This window comes from Natronorubrum bangense, assembly GCF_004799645.1.
Lineage (GTDB): Archaea > Halobacteriota > Halobacteria > Halobacteriales > Natrialbaceae > Natronorubrum > Natronorubrum bangense.
This window is the reverse complement of the sequence record NZ_CP031305.1, coordinates 1117635-1139171: the sequence shown is the minus strand read 5'-3', so window position 1 is coordinate 1139171 and position 21537 is coordinate 1117635. Positions and strand designations below refer to the sequence as shown.

The 21537-nt window shown below is 63.4% G+C and carries 21 protein-coding genes and 1 tRNA gene; 7 read left to right on the top strand and 15 right to left on the bottom strand.

Features of this window, described 5'->3' with window-relative positions; translation table 11 throughout:
* Nucleotides 1-64: 64 nt before the first annotated feature.
* Nucleotides 65-1411: a glutamate-1-semialdehyde 2,1-aminomutase gene (gene hemL, locus DV706_RS05675; RefSeq protein ID WP_006066081.1), complete on the bottom strand. Its 1347-nt coding sequence runs from the start codon at nucleotides 1409-1411 to the stop codon at nucleotides 65-67.
* Nucleotides 1412-1515: 104 nt separating this feature from the next.
* Between hemL and DV706_RS05670 the strand changes: the two genes are divergently transcribed.
* The gene (locus tag DV706_RS05670; RefSeq protein WP_006066082.1) at nucleotides 1516-2406 is read left to right on the top strand and encodes a DMT family transporter; all 891 of its coding nucleotides are present in this window, start codon (nucleotides 1516-1518) and stop codon (nucleotides 2404-2406) included.
* A gap of 70 nt (nucleotides 2407-2476) precedes the next feature.
* Here the strand turns inward: DV706_RS05670 and DV706_RS05665 are convergent, their stop codons facing one another.
* The 6 genes from DV706_RS05665 to DV706_RS05640 form a co-directional block, all read right to left on the bottom strand.
* A complete protein-coding gene (locus DV706_RS05665; protein WP_006066083.1) occupies nucleotides 2477-4210 on the bottom strand; it encodes an ammonium transporter in 1734 nt (577 codons plus the stop codon).
* Between the two features lie 466 nt (nucleotides 4211-4676).
* Nucleotides 4677-5705 carry a porphobilinogen synthase gene (gene hemB / locus DV706_RS05660; RefSeq protein WP_006066084.1) on the bottom strand — a complete coding sequence of 343 codons (1029 nt, stop codon included), beginning with the start codon at nucleotides 5703-5705 and terminating at the stop codon, nucleotides 4677-4679.
* A gap of 102 nt (nucleotides 5706-5807) precedes the next feature.
* A complete protein-coding gene (locus DV706_RS05655) occupies nucleotides 5808-6914 on the bottom strand; it encodes an SDR family oxidoreductase (RefSeq protein ID WP_006066085.1) in 1107 nt (368 codons plus the stop codon).
* The gene (locus DV706_RS05650) at nucleotides 6911-8521 is read right to left on the bottom strand and encodes a succinic semialdehyde dehydrogenase (RefSeq protein ID WP_006066086.1); all 1611 of its coding nucleotides are present in this window, start codon (nucleotides 8519-8521) and stop codon (nucleotides 6911-6913) included. Before DV706_RS05650 ends, DV706_RS05655 begins: the two co-directional genes overlap by 4 nt.
* A gap of 81 nt (nucleotides 8522-8602) precedes the next feature.
* The gene (locus DV706_RS05645) at nucleotides 8603-9616 is read right to left on the bottom strand and encodes an asparaginase (protein ID WP_049889780.1); all 1014 of its coding nucleotides are present in this window, start codon (nucleotides 9614-9616) and stop codon (nucleotides 8603-8605) included.
* Nucleotides 9617-9839: 223 nt separating this feature from the next.
* Complete coding sequence (locus DV706_RS05640; RefSeq protein ID WP_240756824.1) at nucleotides 9840-10415, bottom strand: PH domain-containing protein; 576 nt, start codon at nucleotides 10413-10415, stop codon at nucleotides 9840-9842.
* Between the two features lie 198 nt (nucleotides 10416-10613).
* On the opposite strand from DV706_RS05640, the gene DV706_RS05635 reads away from it, so the two are divergent.
* Nucleotides 10614-11789 (top strand): MFS transporter, encoded by a 1176-nt coding sequence (locus DV706_RS05635; RefSeq protein ID WP_006066089.1) that lies wholly within the window; start codon nucleotides 10614-10616, stop codon nucleotides 11787-11789.
* Between the two features lie 124 nt (nucleotides 11790-11913).
* Nucleotides 11914-12237 (top strand): 4Fe-4S dicluster domain-containing protein, encoded by a 324-nt coding sequence (locus tag DV706_RS05630; protein ID WP_006066090.1) that lies wholly within the window; start codon nucleotides 11914-11916, stop codon nucleotides 12235-12237.
* 55 nt (nucleotides 12238-12292) lie between these two features.
* On the opposite strand, the gene DV706_RS21665 is transcribed toward DV706_RS05630, so the two are convergent.
* Both DV706_RS21665 and DV706_RS05625 read right to left on the bottom strand, forming a co-directional pair.
* Nucleotides 12293-12457 carry a DUF6757 family protein gene (locus DV706_RS21665; RefSeq protein WP_006066091.1) on the bottom strand — a complete coding sequence of 55 codons (165 nt, stop codon included), beginning with the start codon at nucleotides 12455-12457 and terminating at the stop codon, nucleotides 12293-12295.
* A 56-nt stretch (nucleotides 12458-12513) separates the two neighbouring features.
* Nucleotides 12514-13311, bottom strand: a complete 798-nt coding sequence (locus DV706_RS05625; protein ID WP_136350814.1) for a PHP domain-containing protein — start codon at nucleotides 13309-13311, stop codon at nucleotides 12514-12516.
* Nucleotides 13312-13470: 159 nt separating this feature from the next.
* Here DV706_RS05625 and DV706_RS05620 point away from each other — a divergent pair, with 159 nt between their 5' ends.
* Nucleotides 13471-13758: a DUF5789 family protein gene (locus DV706_RS05620; RefSeq protein WP_006066094.1), complete on the top strand. Its 288-nt coding sequence runs from the start codon at nucleotides 13471-13473 to the stop codon at nucleotides 13756-13758.
* Nucleotides 13759-13917: 159 nt separating this feature from the next.
* On the opposite strand, the gene DV706_RS05615 is transcribed toward DV706_RS05620, so the two are convergent.
* Together DV706_RS05615 and DV706_RS05610 are read right to left on the bottom strand one after the other, a co-directional pair.
* A complete protein-coding gene (locus DV706_RS05615; RefSeq protein ID WP_006066095.1) occupies nucleotides 13918-14979 on the bottom strand; it encodes a zinc-dependent alcohol dehydrogenase family protein in 1062 nt (353 codons plus the stop codon).
* Nucleotides 14980-15079: 100 nt separating this feature from the next.
* The gene (locus tag DV706_RS05610; protein ID WP_049889781.1) at nucleotides 15080-16087 is read right to left on the bottom strand and encodes a DUF5784 family protein; all 1008 of its coding nucleotides are present in this window, start codon (nucleotides 16085-16087) and stop codon (nucleotides 15080-15082) included.
* A 102-nt stretch (nucleotides 16088-16189) separates the two neighbouring features.
* Here DV706_RS05610 and DV706_RS05605 point away from each other — a divergent pair, with 102 nt between their 5' ends.
* Nucleotides 16190-16363: a DUF5786 family protein gene (locus DV706_RS05605; protein WP_006066097.1), complete on the top strand. Its 174-nt coding sequence runs from the start codon at nucleotides 16190-16192 to the stop codon at nucleotides 16361-16363.
* A 30-nt stretch (nucleotides 16364-16393) separates the two neighbouring features.
* On the opposite strand, the gene DV706_RS05600 is transcribed toward DV706_RS05605, so the two are convergent.
* Genes DV706_RS05600 through DV706_RS05590 form a run of 3 tightly spaced genes read right to left on the bottom strand, consistent with a single transcriptional unit; the run spans nucleotide 16394 to nucleotide 19093 of the window.
* On the bottom strand, nucleotides 16394-17083 hold the full coding sequence (locus DV706_RS05600; protein ID WP_006066098.1) for a DUF7530 family protein: 690 nt from the start codon (nucleotides 17081-17083) through the stop codon (nucleotides 16394-16396).
* Entirely contained in the window at nucleotides 17080-18024 is a 945-nt protein-coding gene (locus DV706_RS05595) for an NAD(P)H-binding protein (RefSeq protein ID WP_006066099.1), read from the bottom strand. The genes DV706_RS05600 and DV706_RS05595 overlap by 4 nt, the downstream gene beginning before the upstream one ends.
* Before the next feature lie 55 nt (nucleotides 18025-18079).
* Entirely contained in the window at nucleotides 18080-19093 is a 1014-nt protein-coding gene (locus DV706_RS05590) for a YkgJ family cysteine cluster protein (RefSeq protein WP_006066100.1), read from the bottom strand.
* Nucleotides 19094-19172: 79 nt separating this feature from the next.
* On the opposite strand from DV706_RS05590, the gene DV706_RS05585 reads away from it, so the two are divergent.
* The gene (locus DV706_RS05585; protein ID WP_006066101.1) at nucleotides 19173-19418 is read left to right on the top strand and encodes a DUF7561 family protein; all 246 of its coding nucleotides are present in this window, start codon (nucleotides 19173-19175) and stop codon (nucleotides 19416-19418) included.
* A gap of 50 nt (nucleotides 19419-19468) precedes the next feature.
* Here DV706_RS05585 and DV706_RS05580 read toward each other — a convergent pair.
* Nucleotides 19469-19556: transfer RNA gene (locus DV706_RS05580), tRNA-Asp, on the bottom strand.
* A gap of 160 nt (nucleotides 19557-19716) precedes the next feature.
* Here DV706_RS05580 and DV706_RS05575 point away from each other — a divergent pair.
* On the top strand, nucleotides 19717-21534 hold the full coding sequence (locus DV706_RS05575; RefSeq protein ID WP_006066102.1) for a helicase C-terminal domain-containing protein: 1818 nt from the start codon (nucleotides 19717-19719) through the stop codon (nucleotides 21532-21534).
* Nucleotides 21535-21537: the final 3 nt, after the last annotated feature.

Sequence of the window (21537 nt, the reverse complement as noted above, 5' to 3'; positions counted from 1 at the left end):
GCGAGTGATTTTCGGCGTGGCTGGATACGTCTACCGCTCCAGTGGTTGCTGTCGGCCGACCGAGCTACAGCGCGTTCTTGTACGCCTCGAGCGTGTTCTCGACGTCTGCTTCGGTGTGGTTGTAGCTGACGAACTGACACTCGAACTGGTTTTGTGAGAGGAACACGTCCTGGGCTTTCATCTTGCCCCAGAAGATCCGCCGCCAGCGTTCAGTTTCGGCGTTTTTGACGTCAGCCGAGTTTTTCGGACAGTAGTCGTAGCGCGGACAGGTCGGATTCTGCCGGCAGCCGGTCTTACACTGTTCCTCGAGCGAGTCGGGTCCGGGTCCATCGCGGGTGAAGATCACCTTGAACATGCTGTCGGTGCCGGTGACCGTGTAGCTGGGTGCCTGGTCGGCAACGATATCGGTCAGCCCACTTCGAAGCTGCTCTCCGAGGTCGTTGACGTGATTGTAGACGTCGTTTTCGGCGGCAAACTGCAGGGTCTCGAGGCCGGCAGCCATCGTGACGGGATGGCCGGAGAAGGTGCCAGCCTGGAAGACAGGTCCGGAGGGGGCAAAGCTCTCGATGATCTCGGCGCGGCCACCGATCGCGCCAACGGGGAACCCACCGCCGATGATCTTGCCGAACGTCGTCAGATCGGGTATGACGCCGAGCTCGCTTTGGGCACAGCCGAGGCCACCGACGCGGAAGCCGGTGATCACTTCGTCGAAGATCAGCAGCGAACCGTGTTCGGCCGTGATCTCTCGGAGGAACTCGTGATAGCCGTCTTCGGGGTGGACGATGCCGTAGTTGGCCAGAATGGGTTCGGTGAGGACTGCGGCGATGTCGTCGCCGTGTTCGTCGAACACCTCGCGTACGGCAGCTTCGTCGTTAAACGGTACTGGCAGGGTGTGCTCGGCAAAAGACTGTGGGATCCCCGCCGAGGAGGGCGCTGGGTTTTCGGCGTCGCCTTCGACCAGCGTCGATTCCTGTGCGCCGTGGTAGCCGCCCTGCATGACGACGATCTTGTTGCGGCCGGTGTACCCGCGAGCGAGGCGAACTGCGGAGACGGTCGCTTCGGTGCCCGAGTTCACGAAGCGGATCTTCTCGACGCTCGGGACGTGGCGGACGACGAACTCCGCGAGGTCGACTTCGATTTCCGTCGGCGTGCCGTACATCGGCCCTGCGCTTGCCTGTTTCTGGATCGCTGCCTGTACCTGTTCGGGCAGGCTGTGGCCCAACAGCAGCGGGCCAAGCCCCATCACCCAGTCGATGTAACGGTTACCGTCGGCGTCGATGACGTGGCCGCCGTCGCCTTTCTGGACGAAGAAGGGGTAGGGTTCGATCGCCGCTCGAACCGCGGAGTTGACGCCGCCGGGCATCACTGAGAGCGCTCGGTCGTACAGCGCGCGCGAATTTTCGTCGGTCATACGCCACGGTTGGAAACGGGACGGCAAAGTAGTACCGGGGTTCGGCCCACATCGGACGATCGGTACGATTACAAGGGTGCTTTGCTGACCTGTCAGATACTACCGTGCGCTATCGAACGCCGCTGTTGTTCGTGCTTGTCGGTGCAATCTGGGGAACGACGTTCCCGGCCGTTCGCGCCGCGGTCGACGTCGTCCCGCCAGTCCTGTTTGCAGCCCTTCGCTTCGACGCGACGGCCCTGCTAATCCTCGGCTACGCTGCTGTACGAGGCTATCGTGTCCGTCCAACCCGAGGGGAGTGGGCCAGCATCCTCGCTGGGGGTGTGTTCCTGATCGCGCTCCACCATGCGCTGTTGTTTGCGGGCCAGCAGTACGTTACGAGTGCTGTCGCCGCAGTCGTCGTCGCAACGGTGCCGATCCTGACTGCCGCGCTCTCGAGACTCCTGCTCCCGAGCACCGCCCTTGGTGCGGTAGGGGTGTTCGGCCTCGGCCTTGGATTCCTCGGGACGGCAATCGTCGCCAACCCGGACCCGGCGGCGCTGTACACCGCCGAGTCGCTCGGCGTCGCGCTTATTTTCGCCGCTGCCATCGCGTTCGCACTCGGCGCAGTGCTCACCCAGCGAACCAGAACCGAACTCCCGGTCGCATCACTCCAGGGCTGGATGATGCTCGCCGGTGCGCCGGTGTTGCACGCCGCGAGCCTCTCGCTTGGCGAACCCCAGTCGGTCGACTGGACCCCCGCTGCACTGCTGGCGCTTGTCTATCTCGTCCCCATCGCGGGTGGACTGGGATATCTGCTGTATTTCGACCTGCTCGATCGAATCGGGTCGGTTGAGATCAACCTCGTCAGCTACCTGCTGCCCGTCTTCGCCGCACTCGTCGGCTGGCTGGCTCTCGACGAAGGACTCGAGTCAACGACGATCGTCGGATTCCTCGTCGTTGCGGTCGGCTTTGGGCTCGTCAAGCGGCGTGCGCTGGCACGGCTCCTTGATCTCTGAACGTGTCCCACACAGTGTCCTGGTCGCGAAAAAAGAACGCCGAAGATCAAAACTTGATAGCTGATTCCGCTCAGACGGCGTCCGGGCCGGTCTTCTCGGTTCGGACCTGGTAGGCGTCCTCGACGGGAATCACGAAGATCTTCCCGTCACCCGGCTCGCCGGTGTTTGCGGCCGTTCCGATCGCGTCGACGACTTCGTCAGCGGGGATGTCGGCGACGACACACTCGATTTTGATCTTCTGGTGGAGGTCGACAGTGTACTCCTCGCCACGCCACTGGCCTTTCTTTGCGGGCTGGGAGCCACGTCCGGAGACGTTGGTGACGGTCAACGATGGGGCACCGATTTCAGCGAGTGACTGCTTGATCGCACCGAGACGGTCCGGACGGACGATCGCGGTAACCATCTTGATCTCGCCGTCGTTTGGCTCGCCGCCGTCGGCTCGGATGACGCTGTCGTCATCAGTGTATCCGCCGTCGGTTGCGAGGTCGGGCTGGCCGAACTCGGGGTAGGTGTCGACGCCGTGTTCGGCGATGTCGAGTCCATCACGCTCGTGGTCGGAGGTGACTCGAGCCTGGCCGACGGCTTTGAACGCACCCCAGACGGCTGCGGTCGCGACGACCGTCCAGATCGTGATGACGGCGACGCCGACGATCTGTGGAACGAACGCGCTCGCTTCGATCGAGAGGATGCCGCCAGCGATGAGGCCACCGCCGATTGCCGTGCCCTCGACGGACCACAGCGGGTAGATAATCAGGCCGAGCATCCCTGCAGTCCCGTGGACCGGGAAGACCGCACAGACGTCGTCGATCTTGAGTTTCTGTTCGACGAATCGGAAGACGATCGGGAGCTGTGCGCCAGCCAGGAAGCCGATTGCGATCGCGCCCATTGGCGTGATCAGGTCAGTCGGACCCGTCACACCGACCAGGCCAGCGAGCATGCCGTTTGCGACGTACAGCGTATCGACTTTCCCGTTGATCGCGAGAGAGACTGCCGAGGCACCGAGCGCTCCAAGCCCCATCCCGAGTGCGGTGACCATCGCGACGCTGCCGACGTAGTCGAAGTCGGCGAGTTCGAAGGTGCCGGTATCGATCACGGTCGCGGCCGTGCCGACGTTGAAGCCGAACCAGCCGAAACAGAGGATCAGCGTGCCGAGAACGGCGAACGTCATCGAGTGACCGGGGATGACGTTCGAGGAACCGTCGTCGTTGTACTTGTCCATCCGTGCCCCGAGGATCCAGGCTGCGGTGAGCCCCGCGATACCACCGACGCCGTGGACGACCATCCCGCCCGCGAAGTCGGCGAAGCCGAAGGCAGCGAGGATCGGTTCGCCACCGGGGGCGTACCAGACCATCGCCGCGACGACGGGGTAGATCACTGCCGCCAGCAAGAAGGTGTAGGTGACGTACGCGCGGAGTTTCGCGCGGCCGGCGACGGCACCGGAGACGATCGTGGCCGCGGTCATCGCGAACACCGCACTAAAGAGCCACATCACCCAGTCGAACGATCCCTCGCCGAACATCGTCAGTGGGCTCGAGTCGCCGCCACCGAGTGCCGCGCCGACGTTGTTCGAGATCCCCATCCCGATGATGAAGAACACGAAGATGCCGACCCCCCAGGTCAGCATGTTCTTCGTCAGCTGGTTCGCGACGTTCTTCGAGCGCACCTGCCCTGCCTCGAGCATCGCGAAGCCGGCGTGCATGAAGAAAATCAGGAACGTGACCGTCAGCGCCCACATCAGGTTCATCCCCGTCGCAAGCGACTCGAGGTCACCAGCGCTGACCTCGAGGAACACTGACTCGATCATCGCTGGCCCTCCATCGATACCGCTCTGCTCTCGCTGCGTTGTAGACGTTTGTCCACGCTCGATTCGTTCGAGATCATGGTTGTCTTCTGAATCACGTTTAAGCTGGATGGAACAACTCCATATAAGGATTAGCGTTGGTGTTCGTCAACTAATCGTGGCGTAATAGGGACAAGCAGACAAATCTAGAGGCAATTTAATCTATATAAGGGCATCTGATCTTGCGCATTTTTCGATCGTTGGTTATATATTTTCAGTTTGTAAACCCGAACGCGCGAGAACACTCACGGAATCCACGCAAATACCGTCATTTTTCGCCGCTCAGTCGCGCCTTTCGCTCGCGCGCGGCAGATATTGTCACTGGTATCTCCGGCGGCTATCTCGGCTGGACGTTCGTCCGAATGCTGCAAAAGAGCCGATCCGCGGTCAACTGACATCGAACGTGTCGGCTGCGTCCATCGCTGCCTCGCTACCGCCCCGCAGTCAGCCCCTGTGCGACGTCTTCTGCGAAGTACGTCAGAATCAGATCCGCGCCAGCGCGTTTGATCGACAGCAACGACTCGAGAGCGACTTCCTCGAGGTCGAGCCAGCCCTTCTCGGCCGCTGCGTGGAGCATCGCGTACTCGCCGGAGACGTTGTAGGCAGCGATGGGGTGGTCAAACTCCCGTCGAAGGTCGTTCACGATGTCGAGATACGGCAGGGCAGGTTTGACCATCAGGACGTCCGCCCCCTGTTCGGCGTCGAGTCGAACCTCGCGCATCGCCTCGCGGGCGTTGGCGGGATCCATCTGGTAGTGGCGGCGATTGCCAAACGCGGGCGCGCCGTCGGCGGCGTCCCGGAACGGTCCATAAAAAGCGCTCTCGTACTTTGCGGCGTAGCTCATGATGGGGACGTGTTCGAATCCCTCGCGATCGAGTCCTTCACGGATGGCCGCAACCATCCCGTCCATCATGCCACTCGGCGCGATCATGTCCGCGCCCGCCTCGGCGTGGGAGACGGCGATCCGCTCGAGGCTCTCGAGCGTCGCGTCGTTGTCGACCGTCATCGTCGGCTCGTGGGCACAGCCCTCGCTGTGGTCGTGGCCCGCTTCGCCACGGAGTTCGTCCTCGAGTGCCCCACAGTGGCCGTGGTCGGTGTACTCACAGAGACAGGCGTCGGTGATGACGTAGGCGTCCGTTTCGGCTGTGATCCGTCGGGTTGCCTCCTGGACGACGCCGTCATCTGCCCACGCACGCGAGCCCTGGGCGTCTTTCGCGATTGGAATGCCAAACAGCATCACAGCTTCGACACCCGTCTCGAGGATCTCCTCGACGCGGGCGACGCTCTCGTCGATCGGGACCCGTTCGTGGCCGGGCATCGACTCGATCGGAATCCGCTCGTCGGTCGTCGCGTCGATAAACACCGGGGCGATGAGATCTGCAGGCTCGAGGCTCGTCTCGCTGACGAGCCCGCGAACCCCGTCCTGCCGAAGCCGCCGGGGACGATGTGTGAGGTTCATACCGGCGTTACTAACGGCGTGGGCAAAAGCGGTGCGTTCGACGCCGCACGCTCACGACCGTCTCTCCCGGCCTCTCGAGAGACAGGCGGGAACTGCAGGCTGCTACGTCATCGCTTCGTCGCCGACGGCCGGGTTGTCGCGAACGAACGCGACGAGAGCGTCGACGTAGGACTCGAACGGCGGACACTCGAGTCCCGTTCCGGCGAGCGCTCGCTGGGTGTTCGGACAGGCGTATCGCGTCGGATGGTCGAGGTAGTCGAGCGTCGCCGGCTCGGCGGGCCAGCCACGCGCCTTGAGTGTGCCCAGTAGCCGTTTCGTGAGCGCTTTCGACCCGGGAATCGAGACGACGCGATGGTCCATCACATCGCCCATCTCCTCGATAACGTTCGGGACCGACAGCGGGGACGGGTCACAGAGCTGATACACCTCACCGACAGTGTCTTCACGGCCGCTCAGATGTTCGATAGCGTCGATGACGAAATCCCGTGGGACGACGTTGAGTTCGCTGTCGGCACCGCCGGGGAGGCTCGTCATGATCGAGCAGGCCGCTGGCTGGGCGAGCAGCAGCCGGATCAGGTAGTACGGGCCGTCGTACTTAGCGGTCTCGCCGGTCTCGCTGTCGCCGACGACGATCGCGGGGCGGTAGATCGTCGCCGACAGCCCGTCGGCCATTCGCTCTTGGACGGCGACTTCGGCTTCGTACTTCGTCCGCTCGTAGTGGTTGTTGAACGACTGTCCCTCCTCGAGGTGGTCTTCGGTGAAGACCCCGTCGTAACGCCCGCTGACGTAACACGTGCTGACGTAGTGGAATCGGTCGACAGCGAGGGCCTCGGCGACGTCGAGGACGTGCTCGGTCCCGCGGACGTTTACCGCCTCGGCCGGTTCGGGGTCGACGGCGAGATCGTAGATCGCCGCGAGATGATAGAGCTCCGTAACGGAGTCGAGTGCCTCGAGCGTCCCATCGTCGAGTCCGATTCCGGGCTCGGTGATGTCGCCCTCGTAGAGCCGGATCGCGTCGTCGGAGCCGGCGAGTTCGCTCGCCCGCCGCTCGGCGAGCGCGCGGTATTTCGGCTGGATCAGACAGGCGATCGGACCGTCGCCGCGCTCGAGCAGCCGTTCGACCAGCGCCGAGCCCAGAAAGCCGGGAAAGCCGGTGAGCAGGACCTGCGGTGGCTCCCGAGCACCGCCGCTGGCGGTGTGCTCGCTCATCGGAGCCGCCCCACGAGACTCGAGACGGACGGCAACCACCGTTGCAGTCGCGTCAGGCCGACCATGCCGCGAGCGTACCACGACGCCGGCACACCCGGTGGCGCGTCGAGCGGGCCGATTCGAGACGTGGCGATCGTTTTCGCCTCGAGGTAACGTTCGATCCCCGCACGGCCGTGACGGCGACCGAGCCCGGAGTCACCGACTCCGCCCATCGGCGCATCGACGGCCGCCCAGCCGGAGACGTAGCCGTCGTTGACACAGACGGTGCCGCAGTCGATCCGGCGAGCGACGGCGACGCCACGCTCGCGGTCGCCGGTCCAGACACTCGCGTTGAGCCCGTAGTCTGAATCGTTCGCGGCCGCGATCGCTGCCTCGGTGTCCGACACTGGCTCGACGGAAACGACGGGTCCGAACGTCTCCTCGCAGGCGACTGCGGCGTTGGGGTCGACGTCGGTCAGGATCGTCGGCTCGTAACAGAACGGGCCGACATCGGGACGGCGTCTCCCGCCGGTCAGCACCGACGCGCCCGACTCGAGGGCGTCGTCGACGTGGGCCTCGACGCGCTCGAGTTGGTCGCCGTCGATCAACGAGCCGACGTCGGCGTCGAAATCGAAGCCGGTGCCGAGTGTGAGCCGGCGCGTCTCGCCGACGAAGGCATCGAGAAAGGCGTCGTACACCGACTCGTCGACGTAGAGCTGTTCGGCGGCGAGACAGAGCTGGCCGGCGTTGGTAAAACAGGCCTGAACCGCGCCGCGGGCGGCCTGTTCGACGTCGGCATCGTCGAGAACGACAAGCGGGTTCTTCCCGCCGAGTTCGAGCGAGCAGTCGATCAGGTTTCGACCGGCCTGTTCGGCGACGGCGCGGCCCGTCTCGGTGCTGCCAGTGAAGGCCACGTAGTCGACGCGACCGATCAGCGCCGGGCCGACGACTGGCCCCTGACCGGTGACGATTTCGAAGACGCCGTCGGGAAGCCCGGCACGCTCGAGCAGCTCCGCGAGCGCGAGGGCGGTAAACGGCGTCTTCTCGTCGGGTTTGAGCACGACGGTGTTGCCAGCTATGAGGGCTGGAACGGCGTCGGTCAGCGAGAGTGTCAGCGGGTAGTTCCACGGCGAGATGACGCCGACGACGCCGACCGGCTCGTGAGTGACACGGGCGGTCGTCGCGGGTGCCAGCGCGCCCCGTCGGCGTTTCTCAGCGAGCACGCTCGGCCCCGTGTCGGCGTAGTACGAGCAGGTCAGCGGGATATCGAGCACCTCTTCGACGGCGTCTTGGCGGGACTTTCCCGTCTCGAGCTGGAGCAGATCGAGCAGTTCGCCACGGTGCTCGAGGACGAGGTCACCAAAGCGCTCGAGGATGTCGCTGCGCTCCTCGACCGGAGTCTCAGCCCACGACAGCTGGGCGTCGCGCGCATGCGAAACGGCGCGTTCGACGTCAGCGTCGGTGCAGGTCGGAATCGAGCCGATTGCCGTGTCCGTCGCCGGCGCGCGAACGGTGATCGCCGCGGTGCTGTCGCCCTCGATCCGCCTCGACAGCGTCTCGAGTCTGTCCGGCGAGAGCCGCGTTTCCTCGAGCAGGGTTCGCGTCTGTGTGTCTGTTTGGGGAGCCATGGTGCGTGTCCTGTTGGATACATGTGTGTATTCGCTGATATGTCTTCCCCCTCGGTGAGAAATCGACCGCCAGCGATCGCCTCAGACGACCGAGTCGATCCCCGCGAACGCCTCCTGCATCCGGTCGTGGGCATTCGCGCCATCGATCGCCGAGAGAGCCAGTGCGGCCCGGAGCCGTGCTTTCCATGCCGGGAGGTCGCCGCCCGAAATCGCCCCGGCCTCGAGCAGCGTCTGCCCGCCACCGGGGCCGCCGTACAGCCCGGCCGTCGTCCCGGCGTGACAGCGCGAGGTGAGCACGACCGGCACGCCCGCATCGATCGCGTTCTCGAGTGTCGCACCGAGCGCGCCAGTCGTGTTCCCCAGCCCGGTCCCTGCGACGACGATGGCATCGACGCCGTCCTCGAGTGCGCGGTCGATCTGGCGACCGTCGACGCCCATCGCGTTCGTGACGAGGTCGACCCGCACCTCGGGATCGATCCGTGCACCTGGAATTGGCCTCGAGTACCGTCCCGGCTCACGGAGCGTTCGCAGCCCATTTGGCGTGTGTTCGGCGATCGGCCCGCTGCCGGGTGAGGCGAACGTCTCGAGTTTGCTCGTGTGGGATTTGACGACCCAGCGCGCGGCGTGGACGCTGTCGTTGAACGCCAGATAGCTGCCACCCGCTGTTCGGAACCGCTCGTCGGCTGCAGCGCGGACGGCCAGCAACAGGTTCGTCGGCCCGTCAGTTCCCAACTGGTCGAACGGCCGCTGGGCTCCGGTGAAGACGACGGGACACTCGGCCTCGAGGACGACATCCGCATAGTAGGCCGACTCGGCCATCGTATCAGTGCCGTGCGTGACGACGACACCGGCCGCGCCCTTACTCGCGGCACGTTCGACTGCATCGACGATGTGCCCGCCGGTTTCGAAATCTACCTGAAAGCCCGAGACCTGACAGACGTCGTCAACGTCGATTGTGGCGTGGTTGGCGATCTCCGGCACCGCTTCGACGAGGTCGTCGCCGGAGACCGCGGGTGTCTTCCCCGTGTCGCTGTCTTCGCTCGAGGTGCTTGCGATCGTTCCACCAGTGCTGACGATCCGGATCTCGTGCTGCATACGGTGGTCGTGAACCCGGCGCGATAAGTGTCTATCCGCTCCGACGACGATGCTCGGTGAAAACGTGTTCCGGCTTTTGCGGCCGTTTGCTGGGGTGTCGTTGTGGGTTCGTGTCATACTGTCGAACAGAACCATTCAACGCTCGATCGCGCTACTGCGGCCGTCCTCGAGGTGACGGCCGCGAATTTGCGACCAACGTTTCACTGACTGCTGTCCGACAGTATCAGTACCGCCCGTCCTTTCGATCTGACTGGCGCGTTCGGATCACGGCGGCGATCTCTTCGTAGTTCGGAACCCCGCCCAGTCTGAGCCCTTTGAACCGGCCAAAGCCGGTCGGAAGCACGGCGTGTGAGACCGTGATGTGACCGTGTCCCAGCAGTCGCTCGACTGCGGAGGCACCGGTCTGCAGTCCACGGACGTCTTCCATCCACGTTTCGTTCGTCGATTTCGACGAGTGGCCCGTCACGACCACGATTCGACGGTCCGTGACGACGTACGTGACTTTGCTTCGCTGGTACCAGACGTAAGCAGCGATAAGGCCGGCCCCGATTACGCCGACGAGTAATTCTTCGAACGCGATCGATCCGAGCAAGACGAGTCCGGCAACGATCAGATGGTAGCTCCATGCAGACCACGCCGGCCGTTCGTCGATGAGTATCTCCTCACCCTCGAGCAGCGGGATCGATGCCGTCTCCTCGGATGGTGCTGGTTGCCGTCGTTCCTGCGGCTGTGACGCCGGTTCATCGCTCGACCCCTCTCTGTCATCCATCGACTGACCACGTGTCGCCTGCTTGCTCATTCTATGTGCCTATCAAAAACCACACTAATATAAGAGTACTGAATAGTATGGAAATTCAACAGCATTCTGTCCCAGAATGCCGTCTATACGCCGACTCGAGCGGCATCGAATCAGTACGCTCATTGACTCCCAGCAACTGACGACCGAACTGGTGTCCCGAACTGACTGGCAGGTGTCGTCGTTGGTGATGGAATTCGAATGAGACGCTGGCGATATCGCGAAACCGTTCTCGCACTGTGTACGCTCGCCTTTTTTGCGACGATGGCCGGCCGACTGGTGATCAGCCCCGTCGTCCCGATGATCCTCGAGGAGTTCGCCGTCTCGAACTCGGTGGTCGGGGTTGCGCTGACGGGAATGTGGATGGCTTACTTCGCCGCGCAGTTCCCGAGTGGGATTCTGGCCGACCGGTTCAGTGAGCGGCCGGTGATCCTCGTCGCCGTCGGCGGCACCGCGATCGCGAGTGCGTTTCTTGCGCTCGCGCCGCTGTTTGGGCTGTTCGTGATCGGCACGATCCTGCTTGGGGGTGTCGCTGGTCTCCACTACAGCGTTGCGACGACGCTGCTAACCCGGACCTACGACGAGATCGGCACGGCGATCGGTGTCCACAACAGCGGCGGCCCCGCAGCTGGGCTGATCGCCCCACCGATCGCGGCCTGGGTGGGCGTGCAGTACGGCTGGCGTCCCGCTGTTGCCATCGGTGCCGCGATGGCGATCCCGGTGTTCGTCCTGTTTGCCTGGCGAATCCGGCCGACAGAGCCACGCCGGCCCGACCAGCCGATGGCCGAGCGACTCGAACTCGAGCCGCTGGTCGAACTCCTCTTGCGGCCACAGATTGCGTTCCCGATCTGTCTCGCGATTGCGGCGGCGTTCGTCTGGCAGGCGACGGCGTCGTTCCTGCCGACGTTCCTCGTCGAGCACCGCGGGCAGTCGACTGAACTCGCTGGGACGGTCTTTGCGGGGTATTTCGTGATCCAGGCGACGACACAGGTCGGCGTAGGTGCCATCTCAGACCGGTACGGCCGTGATTTCGCAACGGCGGGCTGTATGGTCCTCGCTGCGGCTGGGTTCGGCGTACTGATCGCTGTCCCAGGGACCGTTGCGATCCTCGTCGCAGTCGTCCTCGTGGGGACTGGTCTCGGCTGGGGGGCGGCACTGTTGCCTCGGTTCATGGATGTTCTCTCCGAGGCCGAACGCGGGGCTGGCTTCGGTCTCATCAGGAGCGTCTATGGCTTCATCGGCGCACTCGGCTCCGTCATCACCGGCCTGCTTGCTGATCTGTTCGGCTGGGGTGTCGCCTTCGGCGTCCTCGCCGCGTTGCTCGCGGTCGTCTTCGTTGCACTCCTCATCAACTGGGCGCTCTCGCTCGGCTACTGACGTGGGCCACGCGTCGCGACTCTCTTCGCATCCGGCACGTGTATCCCACCACTGTCCGGCGATCTACTGCCCACCGATGCGTACACACTTTTACGTGCGCACCACCTGCGTGTGACTGTTAGCAATGGCCATAGATCCACAGTTCAACGAGAACCGAGAGAAAGTAGGCGAAGAAAACGGCGTTTCCGTCTGGGGACCGGTCGACGAACCGGAGCAACTCGGCATTCGTGGCACACACGTCGCGGTCGATTACGACCTCTGTATCGCCGACGGTGCCTGTCTCGAGGACTGTCCCGTCGACGTCTTCGAGTGGGTCGACACGCCGGGCCACCCCGAAAGCGAGAAGAAAGCCGAGCCGACCCACGAAGCCCAGTGTATCGATTGTATGCTCTGTGTCGACGTCTGTCCGGTTGATGCGATCGACGTCGACGCCAGCCGCACGGACTGAGACGCTCAGTCAGATCTCGGAACCGGCGTGACACGCACCGACACCACGTGCCGGGTCACTCTGCGCGGTCGACGTCGACTTTCTCTTTCAACGTCTCGAGACCGTCGGCTTCGGCGAGTTCCTGTAACCGTTCGCGGAAGTGTTCCTCACAGAGACCGACTTTGAGGCCTTCCGATTCGGCGGCGAAAGCGGCCTCCCGGTCACAGTAGTGGCAGTTCATGCCCGCCCGTTGGGACTACGTCGCATTGAACCCTCCGCTATCGGCGACGATTCACACTATTTCTCTGGTATCTCTTCGATTCCTAGCTGTTCGTACTCGTGTCGTGACAGTCCGGCAATTCCGAGCTCATCGTCGTGGGCATCGGACCCGCCGGTCACGAACAGCCCATAGCGCTCGATTGCTCGATCGACGAGCCCGTGATCGACTCCCTCACGCGTGTACGCATAGTGGCGCTCGACAGCCTCGAGCGAGGGTTCGGCTGTCAGTGCAACTGCCTCTTTGGGATCGGGATACCGCAGCGGATGGGCAAGCGAGACGAGCCGACAGGACGCGGTGAGCGCACCCAACCCATACTCGAACGACGGCACATCGCGTGGGACATAACAGGGGTTGTCGTTGCCGATGAGCTGTTCGAACGCGTCACCGTAGTCGTATGCCGTCTCGGGATGGGCGTCGATCGCTCTGGCGACGTGTGGCCGGCCGAACCCGTCCTCGACAGTGACACCGAGATCGATCCCGAGTCGGTCTTCGACGCAGTCGACGATCGCTTGCCCGCGTTCGACCCGGTTGAGCTGAATCTCCTCGACGAGTCCCTCGAGTGCCGGCGTCGCGTCGACGCCGTAGCCAAGCAGGTCGACGCGCTGTCCGGCCGGCGTCGACACTCGGAGTTCAATCCCGTTGATGAGCGTCACGCCGTCGCGTTCGACCACCGGCGCATCGAACGGCTGTAATCGGTCGTGGTCTGTCACCGCAACGACGGCCACACCGGCACGGCGGGCAGCGTCCGGCACTGCCTCGAGTTCGAGGCACCCATCCGAACGCGTCGTGTGAACATGGAGGTCGGCGTAGGGCATTTCACTCGAGGCGAAGGCCGATGTGCGTAAAATCGTTTCTCCGTCGGAGCCAGTGTTCCACACAGCCTCGCCCTGTTCTAGGAATATTAGGTGTATGGCTCTCCTAGAGAACCTACATGCACAATGTTTATAATCATTGTTCACCCAGAAACAGGTGTAATGTTCCCAAACGGCTCCGGCGAATTCGCTGCTGACCGCAACTATCCCGTTACGACCGAGGAGCTCATCGAAGAGTACGGCGATCTGACCCTCGAACTCCAGAACGGTTCCGAGACGGTCGGCGATGTACTCGCTCGCCTTGAGTCTGAAACGTTCGAAACACCCGAAGACGTTCGGCTCGCGCTCTCCTGTGCTGTCAGCAACAAGGCGATTGGCCGCGTCGGCTACAGCGACCGTGACCCGACACCGCTGGGAAGCCCGTACGCACCCGAGCCGATGTCGTTCTAACACGTCTCGGTAGACGACTGTTTTCTGCGATCCAGCGACGAAGTCAGTGAGTAACTCGTCCGTCTAGCGGGCCTGTACTGGTAGTTTCGACTGCTTTTGTGAGCGGCTTCGATTTCGTCGCGGTCGTCAGAAAACGACGGCTTCGATCGGCGAATCAGTTCAGAACTCGTCGATCACCGGAATGCCGACCGTTTCGTAGTCGGTCATCGCCTCGAGTTTGTCGTTGACGTCCTCGAGACCGATCGTCTCGGAGACGACTTTTTCGGGTTTGAGTTTCCCCGTCGAGACCATCCGGAAGATCTCGTCGTAGCGTGTCGGCGGCATACCAAGCGAGCCGATGAACTCGATCTCCTGCATGACCATCGCGTCGGTCGGGAGGCTGACCATCCCCTGTTCGTCCTGTGTCGTCAGCCCGACCTGGATATGCTGGCCGTGTGCATCGAGACTGAGCACGGAGTTCTGACACGTGGTTGCGATACCCAGCGCGTCCATCGAGACGTTCGCGCCGCCGTCCGTGATTCCCTTGATTTCGCCGGGCACGTCGTCGACGTCCGCGGCGTTGACTGTTTCGACAGCACCGAGCTCTTTCGCGTGCTCGAGTTTGTCGTCTGTGAGATCGACCGCAACGACGTTCGCACCGAGTGCGTCGGCGATGTGGACCGCCGAGAGGCCGATCCCGCCACAGCCGTGGACCGAGATCCAGTCGCCAGCGCTGACGTCAGCGCGGTGGGCCAGCGCATGAAACGACGTCATGAACCGACAGCCCAGGCCTGCCATATCGACCGACGAGACGCCGTCGGGCAGGTGGACGAGATTGTGGTCGGCGACGGGGACGTGTACCTGCTCGGCGAACGCGCCCTGGGCCGGCTCGACGAAGCCAAGCGGCATAACGTTCTCACAGATGTTCGAATGCCCGCGTTGACAGCGCGGACAGGCACCGTCGCCGAGGTTGAACGGAATCGCGACGTGGTCGCCCTCATCGACGCCTTCGACCTCGTCTCCGACGGCAACAACGTGTCCGGCGGGCTCGTGGCCTAGAATCTGGCCTGGCTGTGTTTCGAGGTTGAGCCACTCCCAGTCGCCCTGCCAGCCATGCCAGTCGCTCCGACAGACACCACAGGCTTCGACCTCGACGACCGCACCGTCGGGCGCTGGATCGGGCGCTTCGACGTCTTTGATCGATAGCGGTTCGCCATGTTCCTCGAGGACTGCTGCACGCATACTAGGTGTATTGTCACCATATATCATATAGATATGCGAAGCGGAACTCTCGTGGGGGGAGCTGACTACCAGTCGTGCACCCGAGAAACCGCCGAAAAACTCAGTCCAGTAGCTCGATTGCGTCTGCAAACTCGAGCGGCACCGATCCTTTCCGGTAGCCTTCGACCCGCCCGTCCGGACGGGCGCGATAGACCACGGCGGGACGGTGACGCACGTCAGGCTGTTCCCCACGGACGGCGTTCCAGGTATCGTCACGGAAACTCGAGCAGTCGACGAAGAGGACGGCACCGCCGCCGTGTTCGGCCAATTGGCCGTTGACTTTCGTCTCTGCGGTGTCGCGGACGGCGGCGACGGGACCGGCTGCCGCACGGTTGGCTGGCGGCTGTGGTCGAGTGACCTCGACTAAGACGTTTGTCTCGTCGTCTTTGGCGCGGAAATCCAGCGAATGGCCGGTTGTGACCTCGATCTCGGGGACGACCTCGTAGCCGGCGTCGGTGAGGATTTTGGCGGCGATGAACTCACCCATCGCGGCGCTCATGCGGACGCGATCGACGTGGTCGCTGGTCCCCAGTTTGCCGGACATGACGTGTCGGTAGTCGTCGAGAACACCGGTTTCGAAGAACTCCTCGAAAAAGCGGGTCGTCTCGCGTCGGCCAGCATCGGGGAAGCCGGCGGCGTGTTCACGAAAGAACGCCCGTGTCGACTCGCGGCCGTCTTTTGACATGAAGACGGGGAGGAAAAACCACGAAATGTATGGATAGTCCGCGAGCCACGGGTCTTCATCGTGAAGGGTCGCAAGCAGTTCGCGCTTGCTCCAGCGGGCGACGTGATGGGGAACCGATTGCCAGCCGAACTTATCAGTCCGCCATAGCGACGAGGGCGTTTCGGTGTTGCCCATCCAGTAGGCTTCCTCGTCAGTTCGCGCAAAGAGAGCGATATCGCCGTTTTGCATCTCGAAGCGGTGTGTCTCCCAATTCGCGCCGATATCGAACCGCGGTGTCACCGCGCGGGCCCCGATATTCGAACGGAGCGGCTGGAGAATTTCCTGTCGAACTCGCTGTTCGCTCCAAGACGTGGGCGAATAACGAAAGCGAAGCGGCCGTGCCACATCGGTACTACGCCGTGGGAAGCCATACATGTTACGTCCATCCTGTAGTGTGTGTGACCGTTACATTGATATACGACACCGTATAACATGAATACACTCGCCATGTCAATGGGTGCCTATGACGAAGACGAACACGAGCGACGCGAGCGGCAAGCCTCGAGGGTCGACGCCGATTTCGACGACGAGCGAACGATCTATCATGGGGAAGTCGAGTACGACTCCGGTGACTCAGCCGAGGAGTTGCTAGACCAGTTCGAGCAGATCAAGTCGAAGTAGTGTCGACTACCCGCAACTTTGTTTTCTGGATTACTGGAGCCGTCTCGAGAGCGCCGTCACAGTGACGACGGCGACGACGTGGCCGCTGAGGATAGCAAGTAAGAGCGGGTAGCCAATCACGAACGGAACCAACAGGAGCTGCACCACGGCGAAGCCGACGTTTATCATGTCGGCCCGACGGTACCGCCGTGTCACCTCCGGATCGAACTCGTAGACGAGCGCCCGCCAGAGCCCGACGAGACTCGCCCACCAGCAGGTGCCGATCCGGTAGACGACGTCCCAGAGAACGAGCAGTGCCAGCCAGATTGCGACGACTGGCGGATCGGCCCCGAACAGGTCGGTCACGAGCGGCTGCTCGCTCCATCCCGGATCAGCCACGAACAAGTAGGTGACCAGTGTGACGAACGCGAACACGCCGAGGACGACGTCGATGCTCGAGCCAAACAGCAGCCGGCGATACGGCTCCGGCGTCGGAAGCTCTCGGACGGAGCGACTGAACTGCACCATAAGCCAGCTCCCGATCGTCGCAACGACGACGGCGACCGTTCCAGGAAGCACGGCTGCCTGGAGGTCGTAGACGGCTGCGATAACGAGGATTGCGGCTTCGAACCCGACAAACTGGATGCCGACTGCCATTCGAGCCGATACGTTGAGCCCGGGAACCGTCCCGACGAGGCTTTCGTACACCCACGTCTCGCCGTACTCCGGCGATGACGTCATTCGGCGTCCCGACCCGGCCGAGTCACGGCCTCGAGACGCTCGTCTGTTCCGACCTCGGTACTGACAGCACGCCGGACAGCAACCTCGAACGGCGTCGGCTCGACGTCGACGAGTTGTGCCAGTCGGTCGTCGGTGACGATCACTGGGTTACGAACGCCACCGATCAACGGATAGGCGAGCTCTTTTGGCACATCTGTGACGAGCCCAACCCAGTACGCCGAGAGCCGTGGACTCAGGATCGGTACCGGAATAATCAGCGGTCGTCGACCGGTGATGATCTCGGCTGTTTTCAGCAGCATCTCCCGGTAGGTGAGTCTATCTGGGCCGCCGATTTCGTAGGTTTCGCCCGCTGTCTCCGGTCGCTCGAGGACGGCGAGACAGTATGCGACGACGTCGTCGATCGCGATGGGCTGGCAGGGTGTTCGGATCCACTGTGGGGTCACCATCACCGGAAGCCGCGTCGCAAGCTGGCGGATCATTCGAAAGCTTGCGCTGCCGTCGCCGATGATGACGGCTGCCCTGAGAACCGTCACCTCGGCGTCACCCGTCGCCAGAATCGACTCGACTTCCCGGCGAGAGGCGAGATGGCTCGAGAGTTTGTCGGCGTCGCTGCCGAGCCCGCTGAGATAGATGATCCGCTCGACCCCGGCAGCGTTGGCCGCCAGTGCGAAGTTTCGTGCGCCTCGCCGATCTCGCTCGGCGAAATCACCGCGTGCGTCCATCGCGTGAATCAGGTAGTACGCGACGTCGATCTGTTCGAGACTCGCCTCGAACCCGCCCGGCTCGAGGACGTTTCCCTCGACGACGGTGACGTCGCCGGGTGGTTCGTAGGCGGTGGCGTCTCTGACGAGGACGGTCACGTCGTGGTCCGTTTCTGTGAGCATGGCGTCGACGAGCTGTCGACCCACGAACCCGGTTGCCCCCGTCACGAGTACGTTCATAGCGTTCTTTCGGCCGGAACGGGCTTAACAGTCGCCCACGCTGTCGGGGTTGGGTTCACTCGAGGGCATCCCAGCCCGGCGTGTCGGGTGCGCCGCGAGCGTCCTCAACGCGTTCGGCAACGCTCGGTGACGGGACTGTCTCGCTCGTCTCTCGTCGGCGCTGCCACTCGCGAATCGCTGGTCCGACCCACGAGTCTTCGGACTCGCCCTCCGCCTGCTCACTGCCACCGTCGTGGTCGCTGTCTCCCTCGAGTATCCGTGTCTTTGCCTGCTCGTAGTGATACTCCGAGGTCGCGAGCGTGCCGGGACTCGAGGCCGCAGCGACGGCGAGACACTCCGCGCGGTCTGCGGTTGTAAGTGCTTCATTCGCAGCTCGACCGATGATTCCCTCGAGTGCGTCCGGCCGGGGATGAGCGAACAGCTTCGCACCGAGTGCCTGCGAGCCCAACAGGAGGCCGTCGAGGTCGTCGTCGACGGCCACATCGAGCAGGCGTTCGCCACCGCCGGCAGCCTCGACGCGTTCACACTCCGTCTCCTGCTCGAGTTCGATGTTGTACGCTGGATACGCGCCACACTCGTCGGGAAAGTGATCGCCGCCGTGGACGCGACACTGTAGCGTCGTCGGGTCGAGAAAGACACAGGTCGGGAGCCACGCCGGCTCCTCGCGACCGATGGGCGCGACCGGCTTCGGTGGCTTTCGCAACCCCACAAAAAACACGGGTCGACCGGCAACGGCTGCGATCGAGTGGCCGTCGATCTCGACGCCCTCGGACGCTTGCGGTGTCTCTCCGCTCGAGGAGTCCGAGGAACGTGATCCCTCGCGTCCGTCGCGAGCGTGCCAGAATCGCGGCGTCAGTGCGGCCGCTAGCCCTGCCTCGAGAAACGCTCGAATCTCGTCACGGGTCAACGGGACGAAGTTGGTGTCGTCATCGAGCGATGCTCGTGGAGCGTCACCCGTGGCGCTAAACGGCGTCTGCCGGCGCTTGTGTGTCGTCTCCGCGAGTTCCGCCTCAACTAACGGCTTCCAGTTCAGACAGCAGCCCGCACAGCCCTCGCAGTTCACCTCCATGCGCAGCGCTACCACGACACCGTATATATACTGTCGGTAGGGGGGAACGACTTTCAGCGCCCGCCATCCATATACACGCATGGCAACGGACTCCTGTGATGGCTGTGGTCGACAGGTCACGGTCACTGGCGGCATCGCCAACCTCTGGACGTTTGGCGACGGCAGCGAGGGGACCGCGATGACGCTGGAACTCGCAGACGGGACGACGCATCTGCTGTGTTATCCCTGTATCGAGGCGCTGCCCGATGAGGGGGAGCCGACCGCTGCAGATATCGACCGCCTCGAGCAGGTCGACGAGGAGACCTCACAGCTTAGGACACAGTAAGAACGGGCTCGACGCTGTGTGCCAGTTGTCTGTGGTGAAAACGGTGAAAGCGGAAGGGGTGGGATTTGAACGCCACGAGGCATAATGCCGCCGCGGGTCATGTGACACCGCGGTGCTCTACCGCTGAGCGACCCTTCCGCATCTGTATGCGAGGACGGATTCCGTATTTGTAATCGGCTGACTACCCGCAGGTAAACACCACCTACGATCGACTTCGAGGACCGTTCGCGGACCGTGACAGTTCATCGTGGGCAACGGTCCGTAGCCTTTAGGATGCGGCCGCGCCGTGGAACGAACGGTGAATCCCGAGCGGATCTTCGAGGAGTTTCCCGCACCGAGCTACCGCGGGACTCAGGAACAGGCCCTCCGCGACATTCGTGATGCCTTCGCGGCCGGCAACGACGTCGTGCTTGTGCGGGCTCCAACGGGTAGCGGCAAGTCCCTGCTCGCCCGCGCCGTCGCCGGCTGTGCCCGTCGCGTCGACGAGGCCGACCCTAGCGATGCCACCGGGGCCTACTACACGACCCCGCAGGTCTCACAGCTCGACGACGTCGCGGCCGACGACCTGCTCGCCGATCTGAACGTCATCCGTGGGAAGTCGAACTACACCTGCATTCTCCCCGACGAGCGGGAGACGCCGGTCAACCAGGCACCCTGTGTCCGCGAGCGCGGCTACGACTGTTCGGTCAAGCACCGCTGTCCGTACTTCTCCGACCGGGCGATCGCTTCGAACCGAGATATTGCAGCGATGACGCTCGCCTACTTCATGCAGACCGCCGGCAGCGAGGTGTTTCGCAAGCGCGACGTCGTCGTCGTCGACGAGGCCCACGGCCTCGCTGAGTGGGCCGAGATGTACGCGACGATCCAGCTCGGCCCGCGAACAGTGCCGTTCTGGGACGACCTCCGCGTCCCGGTCGTCGACGATCTCGAGCGCGCCGTCCAGTACGCCGAAAACGTCGCCCAGATCTGCACGCGTCGGAAAGACGACCTGCTCGCCCAGGAGTCGCTCTCGGCGGCCGAGGTCCGCACGCGCGATCGACTGCAGGAACTCATCGGCGAACTCGAGTGGTTCGTCTCGGATTATCGCGACCCACAGAGTCCGACGACGTGGCTGGTCGACCAATCCGACCCCTCGAGCGCGCGTGCGGCGAGTCGCGACGAGGACGACGACCCCGCGGGCGGGCCGCTGACGATCAAGCCGATGAGCCCCGAAAAGTATCTCCAACACACCGTCTGGGACCGAGGCAACACGTTCGCGTTGCTGTCGGCGACGATCCTCAACAAAGATGCGTTCTGCCGACAGGTCGGCCTCGACCCCGCGACCGTCGCGCTGGTCGACGTCGAACACACCTTCCCCGTCGAGAACCGGCCGCTGTACGACGTCACGCAGGGGAAGATGACCTATGACCAGCGATCCGAGACGACGCCGAAGATCGCTCGCACGATCGTCCGACTCATGCAACACCACCCCGACGAGAAGGGATTGATTCACGCCCACTCCTACAGCATTCAGGAGCGACTCGCCGAGTTACTCACCGACTTCGGCGTTGGCGACCGCGTGCGGACACACGATCGCGACGGCCGCGATGCCGCCCTCGAGGAGTGGAAAGCCAGCGACGGCTCCGACGTCTTTCTCTCGGTAAAGATGGAGGAAGCGCTCGATCTCAAAGGCGAACTCTGTCGCTGGCAAGTGCTCTGTAAGGCCCCGTTTCTCAACACCGGCGACTCCCGGGTCGCACACCGACTCGAGGACGGCCAGTGGGCGTGGTACTACCGAACCGCGCTGCGGACCGTCATTCAGGCCTGCGGCCGCGTTGTCCGTGCGCCCGACGATTATGGGGCGACGTATCTCGCCGACTCGAGCCTCCTCGATCTGTTCGAACGTGCACGAACGGACATGCCCGACTGGTTCGCGGTGCAGGTCGACCGAATGGGGCAGCCGGATCTGCCAGCGTTCGACCCGTCCGCAGCGATCGCTGGCGACAGTGGTGGGACTCGAGGAGACAGCGGTGGCGAGCAAACGGGGCGCTCGCGACGGACGCGCTCGCGCTCTCGGCGGTCGGGACGGTCGTCGTCCTCGAGTCCGCTGGCCGACGTCTGGGATACGGACGGCTGATCG